The sequence below is a fragment of the Citrobacter sp. Cpo142 genome, from assembly GCF_030332425.1.
GTDB classification, from domain to species: Bacteria; Pseudomonadota; Gammaproteobacteria; order Enterobacterales; family Enterobacteriaceae; genus Citrobacter; species Citrobacter portucalensis.
Genome location: NZ_JAOWHW010000114.1, coordinates 1 through 17,545 on the forward strand (window position 1 = coordinate 1; position 17,545 = coordinate 17,545).

The 17,545-nt window shown below is 54.2% G+C and carries 14 protein-coding genes and 1 pseudogene; 6 read left to right on the top strand and 9 right to left on the bottom strand.

Going from position 1 to position 17,545, the window contains the following annotated elements:
- Both OGY18_RS11820 and OGY18_RS11825 read left to right on the top strand, forming a co-directional pair.
- A partial coding sequence (locus OGY18_RS11820) for an IS5/IS1182 family transposase (protein ID WP_032174470.1) occupies window positions 1–241 on the top strand: 241 nt, incomplete at its 5' end.
- Window positions 242–364: 123 nt separating this feature from the next.
- Window positions 365–1,267: a LysR family transcriptional regulator gene (locus OGY18_RS11825; RefSeq protein ID WP_286553098.1), complete on the top strand. Its 903-nt coding sequence runs from the start codon at window positions 365–367 to the stop codon at window positions 1,265–1,267.
- Here OGY18_RS11825 and malZ read toward each other — a convergent pair.
- The 5 genes from malZ to phoB form a co-directional block, all read right to left on the bottom strand.
- Window positions 1,261–3,078 carry a maltodextrin glucosidase gene (gene malZ, locus OGY18_RS11830; protein ID WP_286553100.1) on the bottom strand — a complete coding sequence of 606 codons (1,818 nt, stop codon included), beginning with the start codon at window positions 3,076–3,078 and terminating at the stop codon, window positions 1,261–1,263. The genes OGY18_RS11825 and malZ overlap by 7 nt on opposite strands.
- Window positions 3,079–3,216: 138 nt before the next feature.
- The gene (gene proY, locus OGY18_RS11835) at window positions 3,217–4,590 is read right to left on the bottom strand and encodes a proline-specific permease ProY (RefSeq protein ID WP_286553103.1); all 1,374 of its coding nucleotides are present in this window, start codon (window positions 4,588–4,590) and stop codon (window positions 3,217–3,219) included.
- Window positions 4,591–4,671: 81 nt separating this feature from the next.
- Window positions 4,672–5,991 (bottom strand): branched-chain amino acid transporter carrier protein BrnQ, encoded by a 1,320-nt coding sequence (gene brnQ / locus OGY18_RS11840; protein WP_003021501.1) that lies wholly within the window; start codon window positions 5,989–5,991, stop codon window positions 4,672–4,674.
- Window positions 5,992–6,395: 404 nt separating this feature from the next.
- Window positions 6,396–7,691, bottom strand: a complete 1,296-nt coding sequence (gene phoR, locus OGY18_RS11845) for a phosphate regulon sensor histidine kinase PhoR (RefSeq protein ID WP_286546374.1) — start codon at window positions 7,689–7,691, stop codon at window positions 6,396–6,398.
- A gap of 50 nt (window positions 7,692–7,741) precedes the next feature.
- The gene (phoB, locus tag OGY18_RS11850) at window positions 7,742–8,431 is read right to left on the bottom strand and encodes a phosphate response regulator transcription factor PhoB (protein ID WP_003021496.1); all 690 of its coding nucleotides are present in this window, start codon (window positions 8,429–8,431) and stop codon (window positions 7,742–7,744) included.
- A gap of 190 nt (window positions 8,432–8,621) precedes the next feature.
- Here phoB and sbcD point away from each other — a divergent pair, with 190 nt between their 5' ends.
- The 3 genes from sbcD (at window position 8,622) to araJ (ending at window position 14,329) form a co-directional block, all read left to right on the top strand.
- Complete coding sequence (gene sbcD, locus OGY18_RS11855) at window positions 8,622–9,824, top strand: exonuclease subunit SbcD (RefSeq protein ID WP_148362353.1); 1,203 nt, start codon at window positions 8,622–8,624, stop codon at window positions 9,822–9,824.
- Window positions 9,821–12,964 (top strand): exonuclease subunit SbcC, encoded by a 3,144-nt coding sequence (gene sbcC, locus OGY18_RS11860; protein ID WP_286553105.1) that lies wholly within the window; start codon window positions 9,821–9,823, stop codon window positions 12,962–12,964. Before sbcD ends, sbcC begins: the two co-directional genes overlap by 4 nt.
- Window positions 12,965–13,156: 192 nt before the next feature.
- Entirely contained in the window at window positions 13,157–14,329 is a 1,173-nt protein-coding gene (gene araJ / locus OGY18_RS11865; protein ID WP_286553108.1) for an MFS transporter AraJ, read from the top strand.
- Between the two features lie 27 nt (window positions 14,330–14,356).
- On the opposite strand, the gene mak is transcribed toward araJ, so the two are convergent.
- Entirely contained in the window at window positions 14,357–15,265 is a 909-nt protein-coding gene (gene mak, locus OGY18_RS11870) for a fructokinase (protein WP_063941294.1), read from the bottom strand.
- A gap of 91 nt (window positions 15,266–15,356) precedes the next feature.
- On the opposite strand from mak, the gene rdgC reads away from it, so the two are divergent.
- Window positions 15,357–16,268, top strand: a complete 912-nt coding sequence (gene rdgC / locus OGY18_RS11875; RefSeq protein ID WP_003021479.1) for a recombination-associated protein RdgC — start codon at window positions 15,357–15,359, stop codon at window positions 16,266–16,268.
- A 50-nt stretch (window positions 16,269–16,318) separates the two neighbouring features.
- On the opposite strand, the gene ppnP is transcribed toward rdgC, so the two are convergent.
- The 3 genes and pseudogenes from ppnP to OGY18_RS11890 all read right to left on the bottom strand — a co-directional run bounded on the left by ppnP (window position 16,319) and on the right by OGY18_RS11890 (window position 17,456).
- On the bottom strand, window positions 16,319–16,603 hold the full coding sequence (gene ppnP / locus OGY18_RS11880; RefSeq protein ID WP_003021477.1) for a pyrimidine/purine nucleoside phosphorylase: 285 nt from the start codon (window positions 16,601–16,603) through the stop codon (window positions 16,319–16,321).
- A gap of 71 nt (window positions 16,604–16,674) precedes the next feature.
- Window positions 16,675–16,800: pseudogene (locus OGY18_RS11885) on the bottom strand (AroM family protein); the annotation flags it as partial.
- A gap of 74 nt (window positions 16,801–16,874) precedes the next feature.
- On the bottom strand, window positions 16,875–17,456 hold the full coding sequence (locus tag OGY18_RS11890; protein WP_128299275.1) for a recombinase family protein: 582 nt from the start codon (window positions 17,454–17,456) through the stop codon (window positions 16,875–16,877).
- Between the last annotated feature and the right edge of the window lie 89 nt (window positions 17,457–17,545).

Sequence of the window (17,545 nt, forward strand, 5' to 3'; positions counted from 1 at the left end):
GGTAAAAACCTTGAAGCAGCATCCGCGCAAGAACAAAACGGCCATCAACATCGAATACATGAAAGCCAGCATCCGTGCCAAGGTGGAGCACCCGTTTCGCATCATCAAGCGGCAGTTCGGCTTCGTGAAAGCCAGATACAAGGGGCTGCTGAAAAACGATAACCAACTGGCGATGTTATTCACCCTGGCCAACCTGTTTCGGGTGGACCAAATGATACGTCAGTGGGAGAGATCTCAGTAAAAACCGGAAATAACGCCAGAAATGGTGGAAAAAATAGCCTAAATAGGCTGATTCGATGTGTTTGCGGGAAAAAAATCGGCCCAGATCCGCGAAATTTTAATCAGCGAGTCAGCTTGGGAAGAAATGACCTGCTTATTCGCACCTTCCCTTATTCTCGACGCTCTCGACAAACAGGGTTCATTTGCCGCAGCGGCCGAGTCGCTGTTTAAAACCCCTGCCGCACTCAGCTATATGATTCAGAAGCTGGAAAGCGATTTGAATATCGAGCTGCTTGACCGTTCCGGGCACCGGGCAAAATTTACCGATACCGGACAGATGATGCTGGAAAAAGGGCGTTTGCTGCTGAATGCGGCAAAAGATCTCGAAAAACAGGCGGTACAGCTGAGTTCAGGCTGGGAAAAAGAGCTGGCAATTGCGCTGGACGACTCCTTCCCTTTCGCTGCGCTGTTGCCCATTATCGATGAATTTCATGCGCTGAATAAGCAAACTCGCCTCAGTTTTACCCACCATACGCTGGCGGGCTCCTGGGAGGAACTGACCCATAATGGAGCCGATATTATTCTGGGGGCAATTAATGAACCGCCAACGTCTGCAGCCTGGTCCTATAAAATGCTCGGCACGTTGGACAATGTGTTTGTCGTTGCGCCTGAGCATCCGCTGGCCGCAGCAGCAGACGGCCTGACCAACGAACAGTTATGCCTGCATCGCGCGATTGTTATCAGCGACAGCGCCCGCTTCTGCCATCCGTTACAAACCAATCTGATGGAGGAACAGGCGCAAATCCGCGTCGATGACTTCCACAGTAAGGTGATGCTACTGCGGGCCGGTATGGGCTGCGGATTTCTCCCCCGCCATATTGCCAGCCCGTGGCTTACCGCGGGCGAGCTGGTGGAAAAAACGGTTATCTCATTTCGCCAAAAAGACGTGGCTTATATGGCATGGCGCAATAACCGCGATGGGCTGGCACAGCGCTGGTGGCGGGAAACGCTGCTGGCAAGCCCGGAGATTGCGCGCTTATATCAATGACCTATCCATACCGAGGCGGAAATCGCCGGCAGCGTCAGGATATCGTCGGTAAGCATACCGTTGCCCTCTTTGTGCTGCCATTGACTCACGCTCAGTAATGGCGAGGCTGGCAGGACCACTTCACAAGCGTGGCCACGGTTAATCGCCACCAGTACGCGCTGTCGGTTTAGCACGCGAACAAACACCACCACGTTATCCTCGGCGTAAATCACCTGGCAACCACCGTGGCGAAGCGCCTGATTCTGGTGGCGTAATTTTGCCAGCCGCTGATACAACGCCAGCAGAGTAGCGTCCTGTTTTTCAGGCTGCCACGGGAACGGTTTGCGACAAAACGGATCGTTGTTCCCGTCCAGCCCCACTTCGTCACCGTAGTAAATACAGGGCACGCCAGGCCAGGTAAACAGCCATACCACCGCTAGCGGTAACCGTGCGACGTCTTTACCGAGCAGAGATTTAAAGCGGGCGGTATCGTGGCTGTCGAGCTGATTAAACATCCGCAGCTGTTGCTGATGCGACAACCCCGCGCGGTAGTTATCCATCCACGCCATACAGGTCTGGGCATCAATGGATTGCGGGTCGTATGAGATATCGGTATTGGCGAGGAATCCCCAGAGGGGGAAAGTAAAGCCGCGATAGTTCATGGCGGCATCTTCTGCATCAGCCTGCAACCACTGGCGCGCATCGCCAAAATGCTCACCCACCACATACGCCTCTGGCTGGGTTTCTTTTGCCGCCTGCGTAATTCCGGCCACATGTTGTAGGTTGTTACGTGCGCCTCCGGCCTCTCCCAGCATGTGCACCACATCAAGACGCCAGCCGTCCATACTCCACGGCGCTTTCAGCCAGTGGCGGACGATACTGTCTTCACCACGATAAATTTCATTCACCAGGCTTTCCGAAGAAAAGTCCAGCTTGGGCAGGCTGGAATATCCCAGCCAGTCGAGCGCAACGCCGTCGGCTGAGAAATGATACCAGTCGCGCCAGGGGGATTCTGGATTATGGCACGCCCCGTCCGTCCCCCGATTATGTCGGTCAAACCAGGCGTGCGAATCGCCGCTATGGTTAAAGACGCCGTCGAGAATCAGACGCATGCCCTGCTGTTGGGTGTTGTGCCGCAGACGCAGTAGCGCCCTGTCGCCGCCAAATTGCGGATCAACATGACGGTAATCTTCGGTATCGTATTTATGCACGCTCGGGGCGGTAAATACAGGATTCAGGTACAGCGCCGTGACCCCTAACGTTTTCAGGTACGGTAGCTTTTCGCTGATGCCGTCCAAATCACCGCCATAGAACGTGGAGCCACCGGCCAGAGCCGTAAGCGGTTCGTCCCATTCGCGCCGTAAGATGTCGTGTCCGGCGGCGTGGTGGTAATAGACGTTATCCTGGCCCGCTTCACGCGACTGGCTGCGGGCAAAACGGTCCGGGAAAATTTGATAGAAAATCTGATCGGCAACCCACTGCGGACCGTTATCCGGCACATCAACCGCAAACTGCTCCAGACGCGCAGGCGGAAAACGGCTGAATCCCTGTGGGGTGAACCACAGCTGGCGATCGGGCCAAAGTAATTTAAAGCTATAGCGTCGACGAGACTGCCCGCTGGAGAGATTGATCGCCGCTCGCCACGCGGTCACGCCCGGCTGCGGCTGGCTGCGCTGCTTGTGCATAGCCAGCGAAATCTCTTCGTTATCATTTTCTGCGCGTAGCGTCACCCGCTGGGGTGGATTTTCCCCCGCCAACCATAATGTAATCGTCAGTTGATCTTTGTTTTGCTTAACAAATGGGGCAACCGGAAGGTGCCAGGCGTTCAACATCACGTATCCCCTTTGATGATAATGACGTCACCTTGCCATAGCGAAGTGCAGGATCACTCATCATCTTAACGTTTATTGGGGGAGGAGTTCGGGGGAGGAGAAAATTGCCGGGTAACGCAAAGCTACCCGGCAAAAAAATTACTGTGCTTCAGCCAGTTGGCGCTCGCGACGGCGCTTGAATCCCCAGCCGACCAGCAGCAGAACAATCCACGCAAAGCCGACGTACAGCGAAATGCGGGTATCCGGATGATAGCCGATGAGCGCGATGATAAAGACCAGGAAAATCAGGCCAACAACAGTCGTCGTTACCCCACCCGGTACTTTAAATTTCAGCGCTTTGACCTCTTCCGGCGGCAGACGACGACGGAAAGCAATCTGCGACAACAGGATCATAATCCACACCCATACCGTGGCGAAAGTCGCCAAAGAGGCGATCACCAGGAAGACGTTTTCCGGCATGATGTAGTTAAGATACACCGCAAACAGCAGCGCGATAGTCATCACCATTACCGTCACCCACGGCACGCCACGACGCGACGTCTTGGCGAACATTTTCGGGGCACTGCCCTGCTCCGCCATGCCGTGCAGCATACGCCCCACACCGAAGACGTCAGAGTTAATAGCCGACAGCGACGCAGTCAGAACCACAAAGTTGAGGATCCCGGCAGCAAAGGTAATACCCATATGCTGGAACGTCATAACGAACGGGCTACCGTCGGTACCCACCTGGTTCCACGGGTAGATAGACATAATGACGAACAGCGTCCCCACATAAAACACCAGGATACGCATTGGTACGGAATTGATGGCGCGCGGAATAGATTTTTCCGGATCTTTGGCTTCGCCTGCGGTAATCCCGATAATCTCAATCCCGCCATAGGCAAACATCACCATTTGCAGCGACATCACCATGCCGAGCCAGCCGTTGCTGAAGAAGCCACCGTTGCTCCATAAGTTATGGATACCGGTTGGTTGTCCGCCGTTGCCAATCCCCCAAATGATGGTACCGAAACCGGCAACAATCATGATGATAATGGTGGCGACTTTGAAGAACGAGAACCAGAACTCCAGCTCACCAAACACCTTCACGCTCATCAGGTTGATGGCGCAGATAATCAGCACCACGCTGAGTACCCAAATCCAGTGCGGTACCGCCGGGAACCAGACGCCCATGTATATGCCGAAGGCTGTCACGTCGGCAATGGCGACAATCAGGATTTCAAAACAGTAGGTCCAGCCGGTAATGTAGCCTGCCAGCGGTCCGAGGTTTTCCTGCGCATAGCGCGAGAAGGAGCTGGCTGCCGGGTTATGAACAGACATTTCGCCCAGCGCACGCATAATAATGTACGCTGCGACACCGCCGATAATATAGGCCAGCAACACGCTTGGCCCCGCCATTTTGATGGCGTCGGCCGAGCCGTAAAACAGCCCGGTACCAATTGCTGAACCTAATGCCATAAAGCGGATGTGCCGGGTGCTCAGCCCACGCTTTAGCTTGTTATTACTTTCCATCGATTCCTAACCTGTTAACACAATAAAAAAACCACGGGGCCATGTTAATAGCCCCGTGGTTAAAACTTATTGTCAGTGATATTAGTGTGCGCTGGAGGTCACTTGTCGACCCGCGGCGCGATCCCAGATAACTGCCAGGACCACCATCACGACTGTTGGCATCAACCACGCCAGCCCCTGCTCCGCCAACGGTAAACGCTGGGTCCAGGCCGGTAACACGTCGCCAATTGCAGAAGCTTTAATGCCATCAAGGATACCAAAAATCAGGCTGATAAACATCGCAGGTGCAATGACGCGGGAAGAATTATGCCACCATGAGCGGGTAAAGCTTAATACAACCAGTGCGATACATGGCGGATAGATAGCCGTCAGCACCGGAATAGAGATCTGAATCAGATGGCTCAGACCCAGGTTAGAAACCACCATCGAGAAGCCGCCGAGGATAAATACCAGCGTACGATAAGACAGTGGAACGTACTGGGCAAAGAACTCTGCGCAGGCGCAGGTCAGGCCAACCGCGGTGACCAGACAGGCGATGAAAATCAGCGCCGCCAGCAGGAAGCTACCTGCACCGCCAAAGGTGTGCTGAACATACGCATGCAGAATCGCCGCGCCGTTAGCAGACTGATCGACCAGAATCGCGCTATCTGAACCCAGACGGAACAGCGCGAGATACAGCAGCGTTAAGCCCACACCCGCCATTAAACCCGCCCAAACGGTGTAACGGGTCAGCAGACGCGCTTCAGTAACACCACGCGAGCGAGCGGCGTTAACGATAACAATACCAAACACCATCGCGCCCAGCGTATCCATGGTCAGATACCCGTTCACGAAGCCATTAGAAAACGCCGCAGTTTGATAGGCTTCCATCGCATTACTGATCGGGCCTGCAGGCCAGACGATTGCAGCGACAGACAGGACCACCAGCGCCAGGATTTTCAGCGGTGCCAGGAAATTACCCACCGTATCCAGCAGTTTGCCTGGATAAAGCGAAACCAGAATGACAATTGCGAAATAGATAACGCTATAGATAAACAGCGGCAGCGCAGAGTCACCAGTCAGCGGTGCAATCCCGACTTCGAAAGAGACCGTCGCGGTACGCGGGGTAGCAAATAACGGCCCAACGGCCAGATAGCAAACGGTCGCCAGCAGCAGACCGGCAACTTTACCGATAGGCGTGCTCAGTCGGTCCACACCACCGCCGACTTTCGCCAGCGCGACAACGGTAAGTACCGGCAGGCCAACGGCGGTAATCAAAAAGCCAAAAGCCGCAGTCCAGACGTGTTCACCTGCCTGCAAACCAACCATTGGGGGGAAGATGATGTTACCTGCACCAACGAACAGTGCAAATGTCATAAATCCCAAAGCGATAATATCGCGCGATTTTAACTGATGGGTCATAAAGTCTTACTGCCTGTGGATGTGGTGTTGAAAATAGTAAATTTTTGCCTTTCCCTGGGGGACAATACAGCGGCATTTTTGCTCAATTCCAGCGGGAAACACTCCCGACCTGGCGCGGCGAAGAATAGTTTTTCGATTTACCGCGTAAATGCAGTCGGTATGACAGCACCTGGAGCGCAATTTAAACGCTTATAACGTTTTAAAGCAAGGTGGGATCCAAAAACCAGAACAATATAGCGATATGAAAAATAGGGTTAGCACAAAAAACCATTTCATGGAAAAAGGTATGGGTAATAATTCGAACAAAAAACAATCAAACATCGTAAAATTCAGGAGGCATCTATTGACCACATAAAAAAACCAGCTTGCGCTGGCTTTTGGAAAGATTATCTTACGAATACGTCTTAGCCGTTACTTTTGGCAATGAAACGTTCCGGGATCATGAAACTAAATCGCGTCACTTTGCCTGGTTCGCTTTCGATGTTCAAACGGCTGTCGTGATGATGCAGCGCATGTTTCACGATAGCCAGACCCAGCCCGCTACCGCCCGTTTGTCTCGATCTCGCCTTATCCACACGATAAAAACGCTCGGTCAAACGTGGTATATGCTCGGGGGCAATGCCCGGACCGTTGTCTTCCACGCAAAACTCCGCCCCCGACGCCACATGCTGCCAGCGTACGGTAATGTGCGTTCCCGCTGGTGTGTGGTTAACCGCGTTGTACACGAGATTCGAGATAGCGCTACGCAACTGCTCCTCGTTGCCTCGCACGTTCAGGCTGTTATCGACATCAAAGGTAAACGTATGTTTATGCTGGCTCAGGGTTTGCGCTTCGTGCTCGATCACGCGCAGCATCATGGGCACATCGACTTTCTCATTCAGCTGCAACGTCGGCGCAGCTTCAATTTTTGACAGCGTCAGCAGCTGTTTCACCAGACCTTCCATACGGTACGTTTGTTCACGCATGGTATGCAGCGCTTTTTCGCGCGTTGTCCCTTCCAGCGGATGCTCCTGCATCATTTCCAGATAACCCTGTAACACCGTCAGCGGCGTACGCAGCTCATGGCTGGCGTTGGCAAAAAAGTTACGTCGTGAACCTTCAAGTTGGTGCATCTGGGTAACGTCGCGCGCCACCATTAGCAGTTGCTTATCGGTGTAGGGCATCACGCGAATTTCCAGATGCCGTCCGGTATTGAGCACCAGATTGATAGGCCGGCTAAAGTCGCGCGTTTTCAGATATTGTGTGAATTCCGGATAGCGAAGCAGGTTAAGAATATTTTGCCCGCTATCGTCCGGCCAGCGCAGTCCCAGAACCTGCTGAGCCAGTCCGTTACACCAGAAGATACCGCCTTCTTCGGTGGTCAACACCACCGCGTCGGGTAGCGATTCCGCCCCGCTGCGAAAACGTTTAATCAGGTTACCCAGTTCTCGACGGCGCTTTTTGTTGCGAAGCTGCATTTGATGCAGCCCATATAACAGCGGCTCCCAACTGCCTCGCCCCGGCGGCGGCGTCATGCTTCTGTCGACCCATAGCCACCAGGACAAACGTAATAGATTCCAGAAATGCCAGATAAGCAGGCCCGTTACCGACGCCAGTAAAAACCAGGGCAGGTAACCGAAAAAAGCGCTAAGGATAAATGCCGGTATGCAGCACAGGATCAGCTCCAGTACCAACCTTTTCCATGACAATCGTTCTAGCAAACGTCTTACTCCATTTACGGCCTAATCCATCAGGCCATGATTCTTGTCAGTCAGAAGCGGGTCGAAAAACGATATCCCGTCCCGCGAACCGTCTGCACCATACGATCGTGTCCGCTGTGCTCCAGCGCTTTACGTAAGCGGCGGATATGCACATCCACTGTCCGGTCTTCCACGTAGACATTGGTTCCCCAGACATGATTGAGGAGTTGTTCACGGCTGTAGACACGCTCAGGGTGAGTCATAAAGAAGTGCAACAGTTTGAATTCGGTCGGCCCCATATCCAGCGGATCCTCGCCGGTCATCACGCGATGCGAAGTGGGATCAAGACTCAGCCCCTGCATCTCAATAACCTCTTCCACCGCCATGGGGGAAATTCGACGCAGCACAGCTTTAATACGCGCCACCAGCTCCTTGGGAGAAAACGGCTTGGTAATATAGTCATCCGCACCGGTTTCCAGACCCCGGACGCGATCTTCCTCTTCTCCCCTCGCCGTCAGCATCATCACGGGTATGTCCCGTGTCATGGCTTCGCGCTTGAGATGCTTAATAAACTGTAGACCCGAGCCGCCGGGAAGCATCCAGTCAAGCAGGACGAGATCCGGCCAGGGTTCATTGAGTTGGTTCACAGCACTGTCATAGTCTTCGGCTTCTACGGGTTGAAAACCGTTTTGCTCGAGCACGAAGCAGACCATTTCACGAATTGGAGCTTCATCTTCTACGACCAGAATACGTCTCGCCATGATTTGCCCTGTTTATAATTAAATCGTTTGCCATCAATACGGTGCCATTATGCGTCAGTTTTATGACAGATTTATGAAAAGATAGCCCAGGTTTAACGCAGCCCGACGAATTATGACAGCCCGGAGACAAGATATTACCGTCCTTGAAAGGTTATAATCCCCGCCACTGTTTTATCGTCATGGAACTCTTATGCGCATCCTTCACACGTCTGACTGGCATCTGGGCCAAAATTTCTACAGCAAGAGCCGCGCCGCTGAACATCAGGCCTTTCTCGACTGGCTGCTGGAGACGGCACAATCCCAGCAGGTGGATGCCATTATTGTGGCGGGTGATATTTTTGATACCGGCTCTCCGCCAAGCTACGCCCGTGAGCTGTATAACCGTTTTGTCGTTAATTTACAGCAAACCGGCTGTCATCTGGTGGTGCTGGCAGGCAACCACGACTCCGTCGCCACGCTCAATGAATCCCGCGATATTCTGGCGTTTCTCAACACCACGGTCGTTGCCAGCGCCGGCCATGCGCCGCAGGTACTGCCGCAACGTGATGGCACGCCGGGGGCGATCCTGTGCCCGGTTCCTTTCTTACGACCACGTGACATCATTACCAGCCAAGCCGGGCTAACCGGACAAGAAAAACAGCAGCATTTGCTGGGGGCGATCACCGACTATTACCAGCAGCAGTATCAGGACGCCTGCACGCTGCGTGGCGATCGAAACCTGCCCATCATTGCGACCGGGCATTTGACCACCGTTGGCGCCAGTAAAAGTGACGCCGTACGTGACATTTATATCGGTACGCTGGACGCCTTTCCGGCGCAAAACTTTCCACCGGCGGACTACATCGCGCTGGGTCATATTCACCGGGCGCAGATTATCGGCGGCACGGAACATATTCGCTACTGCGGTTCGCCGATCGCACTCAGTTTTGACGAATGCGGCAAAAGCAAATGTGTACATCTGGTGAGCTTTGAAGCGGGGAAACTCAGCGCCGTTGAAAATCTCACCGTACCGGTCACCCAGCCGCTTGCAGTACTGAAAGGCGATTTAGCTGCCATTACCACCCAGCTTGAACAGTGGCGTAACGTACCACAAGAGCCGCCGATATGGCTGGATATTGAAATCACCACCGACGACTATCTGCATGACATGCAACGTAAGATCCAGGCCTTAACCGAAGATTTACCGGTAGAGGTGTTACTGGTGCGCCGCAGTCGGGAACAACGTGAACGTATTATGGCCAGTGAACGACGCGAAACATTAAGCGAGCTGAGCGTAACGGAAGTTTTTGACCGCCGCCTGGCGCTGGAAGAGCTCGAGGAGCCTCAGCGCGAGCGGTTGAATCAGCTGTTTAGCGCAACCTTACACTCGCTTGCCGGGGAGAGTGAAGCATGAAAATTCTCAGCCTGCGCCTGAAGAACCTCAACTCCCTGAAGGGAGAATGGAAAGTCGATTTCACGGCAGAACCTTTTGCCAGCAACGGGTTGTTCGCCATCACCGGGCCAACGGGCGCGGGGAAAACCACCCTGCTGGACGCGATATGCCTCGCCCTGTACCACGAAACGCCACGCCTGAATACCGTGTCACAGTCGCAAAATGACCTGATGACCCGCGACACCGCGGAGTGTCTTGCCGAGGTCGAGTTTGAGGTGCGCGGCGAAGCCTACCGCGCATTCTGGAGTCAGAACCGGGCACGCAACCAGCCTGAGGGCAACCTGCAGGTCCCGCGCGTAGAGCTGGCCCGCTGCGCTGACGGTAAAATCCTCGCCGATAAAGTCAAAGACAAGCTGGAGATGACCGCCGAGCTTACCGGGCTGGATTACGGGCGTTTTACCCGTTCGATGCTGCTGTCTCAGGGGCAGTTTGCCGCCTTTCTTAATGCCAAACCGAAAGAGCGCGCCGAGCTGCTGGAAGAGTTAACCGGTACTGAGATCTACGGCCAAATCTCCGCCATGGTGTTTGAAAAGCACAAGTCGGCGCGTACGGAGCTGGAAAAACTGCAGGCCCAGGCCAGCGGCGTGGCGCTGTTAGCACCAGAGCAGGTGCAGTCCCTGACGGAAAGTTTGCAGGTACTTACTGACGAAGAAAAACAATACCTTACCAGCCAACAAACCCAGCAACAGCACCTCAACTGGCTTATTCGGCAAAATGAGCTTCAGACGGACATAAACCGCCACCAGCAGGCATTACAGGCAGCACTTCAGGCGCAAGAAGACGCGCAGCCGCAGCTGGCAGCGCTGAGCCTGGCGCAGCCAGCCAGAGCATTGCGCCCTCACTGGGAGCGAATCCAGGAACAAACGGCTACTATCGAGCGTACGCGCCAGAAGATTCAGGAAGTGAATACTCGCTTACAAAGCAGCTTAGCGCTGCGCGGGCGCATCCGTCAGCAGGCGCACACGCAATCGACCGCGATACTCGCCGAACAACAGACGTTAACCGACTGGCTGAACGAACATGACCGCTTCCGCTTATGGAGTAGCGAACTGGCAGGATGGAAAGCGCTTCTGGCGCAACAGTCCGACGCCAGCACCCAGCTACGCCAGTGGCAGCAGTTGCGGGAGAACGACACCCGTAAGCTCAATGCACTAACGCTTCCCGCGCTGACCCTTTCGCCGCAGGAGGTAACGGATGCGTTGGCACAACATGTGCAGCTTCGTCCGCTACGCCAGCGGCTGAGCAATCTGCACGGGCAAATCGCCCCGAAGCAAAAGCAACTGGCACAGTTACGCGCCACGCTTGTACAGCGTCAGCAAGAGCTAACTCAGCGCAACGCGGTGCTTGCCGAAAAACGTCAGCACTATAAAGATAAAAATCAGCAACTTACCGATGTAAAAGTCATTTGCGAGCAGGAAGCCCGCATCAAAGATCTGGAAAGCCAACGGGTATTATTGCAATCCGGCATGCCTTGCCCGCTATGCGGCTCCACCGCACATCCGGCGATTGAACGCTATCAAACGCTCGAACTGAGCGTGAATCAGACGCGGCGTGAAGCGCTGGAAAAAGAGGTCAAAACACTGGCCGATGAAGGTTCCACGTTACGCGGCCAGCTTGAGGCGATCACGCAGCAACTTCAGCGGGATGAACGCGAAGCACAGACGCTTTCTCAGGAGGAGCAAGCACTTACTCAAGAGTGGCTGACCGTCACCGCCAGCCTCAACGTCACGCTACAACCGCAGGATGACATTGCCCCGTGGCTGGCCGCTCAGGAAGAGCACGAACAACAGCTTCACCAGTTGAGCCTGCGTCATACCCTGCAGGCGCAAATCGCAGCCCATACCGAGCAGATTACCCAGCTCCAGCAGCATATTGACCAGCGCCAGGCGATGCTAACCGTCGAGCTGGCCCGTCATGGTCTGGCCCTTCCGCCCGAGGATAACGTTGCCTCATGGCTAAGCGAACGGGCGAACGAAGCGCAAATGTGGCAACAGCGCCAGAATGAACTGACCGAGTTACAGACCCGGATTGCCCAGCTTGCGCCGCTGCTGGAAACGCTGCCAGAAACCGAGGCGCTTTCTGAAGACATTGAGGATTTGTCGCTGGAAAACTGGCGGCAGGTGCACGACGATTGCCTCTCTTTACAGGGACAGTGGCAAACCTTGCAACAGCAGGAGGCGCAGGACGTTCAGCGCGCCGCAGACATTCAGGCGCAGTTTGATTCCGCATTGCAGGCCAGCATCTTTGACAATCATGACGCCTTTATTGCCGCCCTGCTGGATGAAGAGACTTTCAACCGTCTTGAGCAGTTGAAGCAATCGCTGGAAAGCCAGCAACAACAGGCGCAAACGCTGCTTAATCAGGCCCAGCAGGCGCTGACGACTCATCAACAGCAGCAACCAACCGGGGTAGATCTCTCGCTTACCGCACAACATCTACACGACGCGCTGGCGCAGCTCACCCAGCTGCTACGCGATAACACGACTCGTCAGGGCGAAATTCGCCAGCAGCTTAAGCAAGATGCTGAAAACCGCCAGCAGCAGCAGGCGCTGATGCAGGAGATTGAAAAAGTCACGCAGCAGGTCGAAGACTGGGGGTATCTGAATGCGCTGATCGGCTCGAAAGAGGGAGATAAGTTCCGCAAATTTGCCCAGGGGCTGACGCTGGATAACCTCGTCTGGCTTGCCAACAACCAGTTAACCCGTCTGCACGGTCGCTATTTGTTGCAGCGCAAGGCCAGCGAAGCGTTAGAGCTGGAAGTGGTTGATACCTGGCAGGCCGATGCGGTGCGTGACACGCGTACGCTTTCCGGCGGCGAGAGCTTCCTGGTGAGTCTGGCGCTGGCGCTGGCATTATCCGATCTGGTCAGCCACAAAACACGAATTGACTCCCTGTTCCTCGACGAAGGCTTCGGCACGCTGGACAGTGAAACGCTGGATACCGCTCTGGACGCGCTGGATGCGCTCAACGCTACCGGTAAAACCATTGGCGTCATCAGCCACGTCGAAGCAATGAAAGAACGCATTCCGGTGCAGATCAAGGTGAAAAAAATCAACGGTCTGGGCTACAGCAAACTCGACAAGATGTTTGCGGTGGAGTAATCGACCAGCGGATGTGGTGTCACAGGCCGGATAAGCGCTAGCGCCATCCGGCACTCTATGTAGCACAATATTGCATACTCAGGGACGGATATGAAATGGCATTCCACTTCGCTTATCCGCAAGCTATCGCTATTGGCGGCGAACGTTCGCCGCTATGACGCATATCCTGCGTCTTTCTTGTTGGCAGGTGGTATGAAAAAAGTCATTTTCTCTTTAGCGCTGGGAACATTTGGGCTGGGCATGGCCGAGTTTGGCATCATGGGTGTACTCACCGAACTGGCGCGGGACGTGGGAATTTCTATTCCTGCCGCTGGCCATATGATCTCGTTTTACGCCTTTGGCGTGGTGCTGGGTGCCCCCATTATTGCGCTCATTTCCAGCCGTTTTTCACTCAAGCATATTCTGCTGTTTCTGGTCACACTGTGTGTGATTGGCAACGTCATCTTCACCCTCTCCTCCTCCTATTTTATGCTGGCGGTAGGCAGGCTGGTCTCCGGCTTCCCGCATGGTGCGTTTTTTGGCGTTGGCGCAATAATCCTGTCGAAGCTCGCCCGTCCGGGAAAAGTCACCGCCGCCGTCGCGGGTATGATTTCGGGGATGACCGTTGCCAATCTGGTTGGCATTCCTTTCGGCACCTGGCTGAGTCAGGAATTTAGCTGGCGCTATACGTTCCTGCTGATTGCCGTCTTTAATATCGCCGTGATGGTCTCGGTCGCTTTTTGGGTACCCAACATCAGCGATGAAGCAAAAGGAAAACTGCGCGAACAATTTCACTTTTTAAAAAGCCCCGCCCCGTGGCTCATTTTCTCCGCCACCATGTTCGGTAACGCCGGGGTTTTCGCCTGGTTCAGCTACGTCAAACCGTACATGATGTATATCTCCGGCTTCTCCGAATCGCTGATGACCTTCATCATGATGCTGGTAGGATTAGGAATGGTGTTGGGAAATCTGCTGAGCGGTCGGCTGTCTGGTCGCTATACGCCGCTGCGCATTGCGGTGATAACCGACTTCGTGATTGTGCTGGCTCTGCTGTTGCTCTTTGCCTTTGGCGGGATCAAAGTCGCGTCGCTGACCTTCGCCTTTATTTGCTGCGCGGGCCTGTTTGCCCTGTCGGCGCCGCTGCAAATTTTACTGCTGCAAAATGCTAAAGGAGGGGAGCTGCTGGGTGCGGCTGGCGGGCAAATTGCCTTTAACCTCGGCAGCGCGATTGGCGCTTATTGCGGTGGCATGATGCTGACGCTGGGCTTTGCCTACAACTACGTGACACTGCCGGCGGCACTGCTGTCGTTTTCTGCGATGTCGTCACTGTTGCTGTACGGTCGCTTGAAGCGCGCAGTCCCCCAGATGACACACGCTGCCGGATAGCATCTGCGCTACCCGGCTACGCGAACATTACTCCTGCGGCCACAGCCAGGCCGCACCGCGTACACCGCTGGAATCCCCGTGTAGCGCCTTGCGTAGAGGCGTTTCGCACTCGCCACCAAAGACAAACTGCTTAATCAACGTCGGAACGTTTTGATACAGTCGGTCGACATTGCTCATTCCGCCACCCAGCACAATGACGTCCGGATCGAGAATATTCACCACATGAGCCAGTGATTTCGCCAGACGACGCTCATAGCGGCTCAACGCTTGCTCCGCAAGAGCATCCTGCGCATTAACAAGGCTGATAATTTCATTACCTTTGAGCTTCTTACCGCTCAGACGCTGGTAGTCGGTGGCAAAACCGGTCCCGGAAATGAAGGTTTCAATGCAGCCTTGCTTGCCACAATAACAGGGGACTTCCTGTCGAAAACGCAGCTCATCTTCGTCCATCCACGGCAGCGGATTATGCCCCCACTCCCCTGCGGTACCGTTGCCGCCGGTGTGCGCCCGACCATTCAGTGCCACGCCTGCGCCACATCCAGTGCCGATAATCACCGCAAACACGGTTTGCGCCCCCGCCGCCGCACCATCCACCGCTTCTGAAACCGCCAGACAGTTGGCATCATTTGCCAACCGCACTTCGCGATTCAGACGCGAACTCAGGTCTTTGTCAAAAGGTTGTCCGTTAAGCCAGGTCGAGTTGGCATTCTTTACCACCCCGGTGTAGGGCGAGATTGAACCTGGAATGCCCATTCCCACGGTTCCCGTCTGCCCGGTGGCGTTTTCCGCCATCTCCACCAGCGTGGCGATGGTTTCTATCGTTTGCCGATAATCATCACGCGGCGTGGGCAGGCGATGGCGAAAAAGCTGCTCGCCCGCATCGCCAAGCGCAATAACTTCCGTTTTCGTACCGCCCAAATCGATACCTATACGCACTGTTTGCTCCTCTTCCCGATTAACAATGCAAGCATAGCGACAATTCGCTATCATGCCCGCTGGATTTAACGACAAGGCCGTGGAAATTATCATGCTGTGGTTCAAAAATTTAATGGTTTACCGTCTTAGCCGCGATGTTTCTTTGCGAGCCGAAGAGATGGAAAAACAGCTGGCATCAATGACGTTCACCCCTTGCGGTAGCCAGGATATGGCAAAAATGGGCTGGGTTCCGCCGATGGGATCGCACAGCGATGCATTAACGCATACCGCCAATGGCCAAATTATTATCTGCGCCCGCAAAGAAGAAAAAATTCTGCCGTCGCCGGTTATCAAACAGGCGCTGGAAGCCAAAATATTCAAACTGGAAGCTGAGCAAGGTCGCAAACTTAAGAAGACCGAAAAAGACTCGCTGAAAGATGAAGTTCTGCACTCATTGCTGCCGCGCGCCTTTAGCCGCTTCAGCCAGACAATGATGTGGATCGATACCGTCAACGATCTGATCATGGTTGATTGTGCGAGCGCGAAAAAAGCCGAAGATACGCTGGCGCTGCTGCGTAAGAGTCTCGGTTCGCTGCCGGTCGTTCCGTTGACGATGGAAAACCCTATTGAGCTGACGCTGACCGAATGGGTTCGCTCCGGCACCACGGCGCAGGGCTTCCAACTGCTGGATGAAGCTGAACTGAAAGCGATCCTTGAAGACGGCGGTGTGATCCGCGCGAAAAAGCAGGATCTGGTCTGCGACGAAATCGCCGTGCATATCGAAGCGGGCAAACTGGTCACCAAGCTGGCCCTCGACTGGCAGCAGCGCATTCAGTTCGTTATGTGTGACGACGGCTCCATTAAGCGCCTGAAGTTCAGCGACGAGCTGCGCGATCAGAATGAAGATATCGACCGCGAAGATTATGCTCAGCGTTTTGATGCCGATTTCATCCTGATGACAGGTGAACTGGCGGCGCTGATTAAAAGTCTGGTGGAAGGATTAGGCGGCGAAGCGCAACGTTAAGCCGTGTTTAGCGAATGGCGACTCAATATCGCCATTCATCATTTTTACGCTTACAGGTAACGGCAAAGATAGGATGTTGGCTCTGCTACCTGCAGATGAAACTCGCTGTTGCCCGGTACGTTAAACACGTCTCCTGCGGCATACACTTTCCACTCGGTTTCCCCTGGCAGCAGCACGTTCAGTGCGCCACTAACTACCGTCATCTCTTCAGGCGCCGCAGTACCAAAGGTATATTCACCTTCAGCCATCACACCTACACTGGCGCGGCCAGTACTGCTGCTGGTAAAACCGATCGATTTTACTTTGCCGGAAAAGTATTCATTACTTTGAAGCATACAACTGGCCCTATCTCGTGATTAAGTTAGGAACCAATATAGGGGGCTGACGTTCCACCTGTCACGCAAAATTACGCCAGCAATTCCGAAGCCAGTCGAGCAATCAACACATTGGACAACAGAACCGGGACATCCAGCGACTTTTGCAGTAAATCACGATGACGTTGATGAAACCCCAGGCAGTCCAGCATAATGATGCGCCGCGCGATAAATGCGCCCATTTCCGTGAGATAAATGGCATCGCTGCGGCGTTTCAATATTTGCAAAAGAATTACATTCCTACTGCGTTATCCTTCCTCTGATCATCCACAGGAAAGTATCGGTAAAGCGTCGATAACCCTACCCCGTAAATAATGGACAACTGCTGTCGGGTGTGCCCCTTCGCCAATAGCCGCCCAATCTGCTCTCGCTCATGCGCTTTTAATGCGTTGGGCCTTCCACCTACGCGTCCCTGTGCCCTGGCTGCTGCCAGCCCGGCCAGCGTTCGTTCGACGATCAGCTCGCGTTCCATCTCCGCCAGCGCCGACATCACATGGAAAAAGAAGCGCCCCATGGCTGTACTGGTATCAATGCTGTCTGTTAAAGAGCGGAAGTGGGCACCGCGTTCATGTAACTCTGATATCAGTGCGATCAGGTTCTTAACGCTGCGTCCCAGCCTGTCCAGTTTCCACACGACCAGGGTGTCTCCGCTATTAACGCACTTTAAAGCGCGTTTCAGACCGGGCCGACTGGCAACTTTTCCGCTCATACGGTCTTCAAAAATGCGGTCACAGTTTGCGCTTATGAGTGCATTACGTTGTAAATCGCTGTTCTGGTCGATTGTTGATACGCGGATATAACCAATGACGGCCATCAATTCTCCTCCTCTATGTCGCGGTGGGAGGATTTTTACAGATTTCGCTATGTGTAACTGCTTTTCCAAAAACCTTGGTTTGGGAGAAG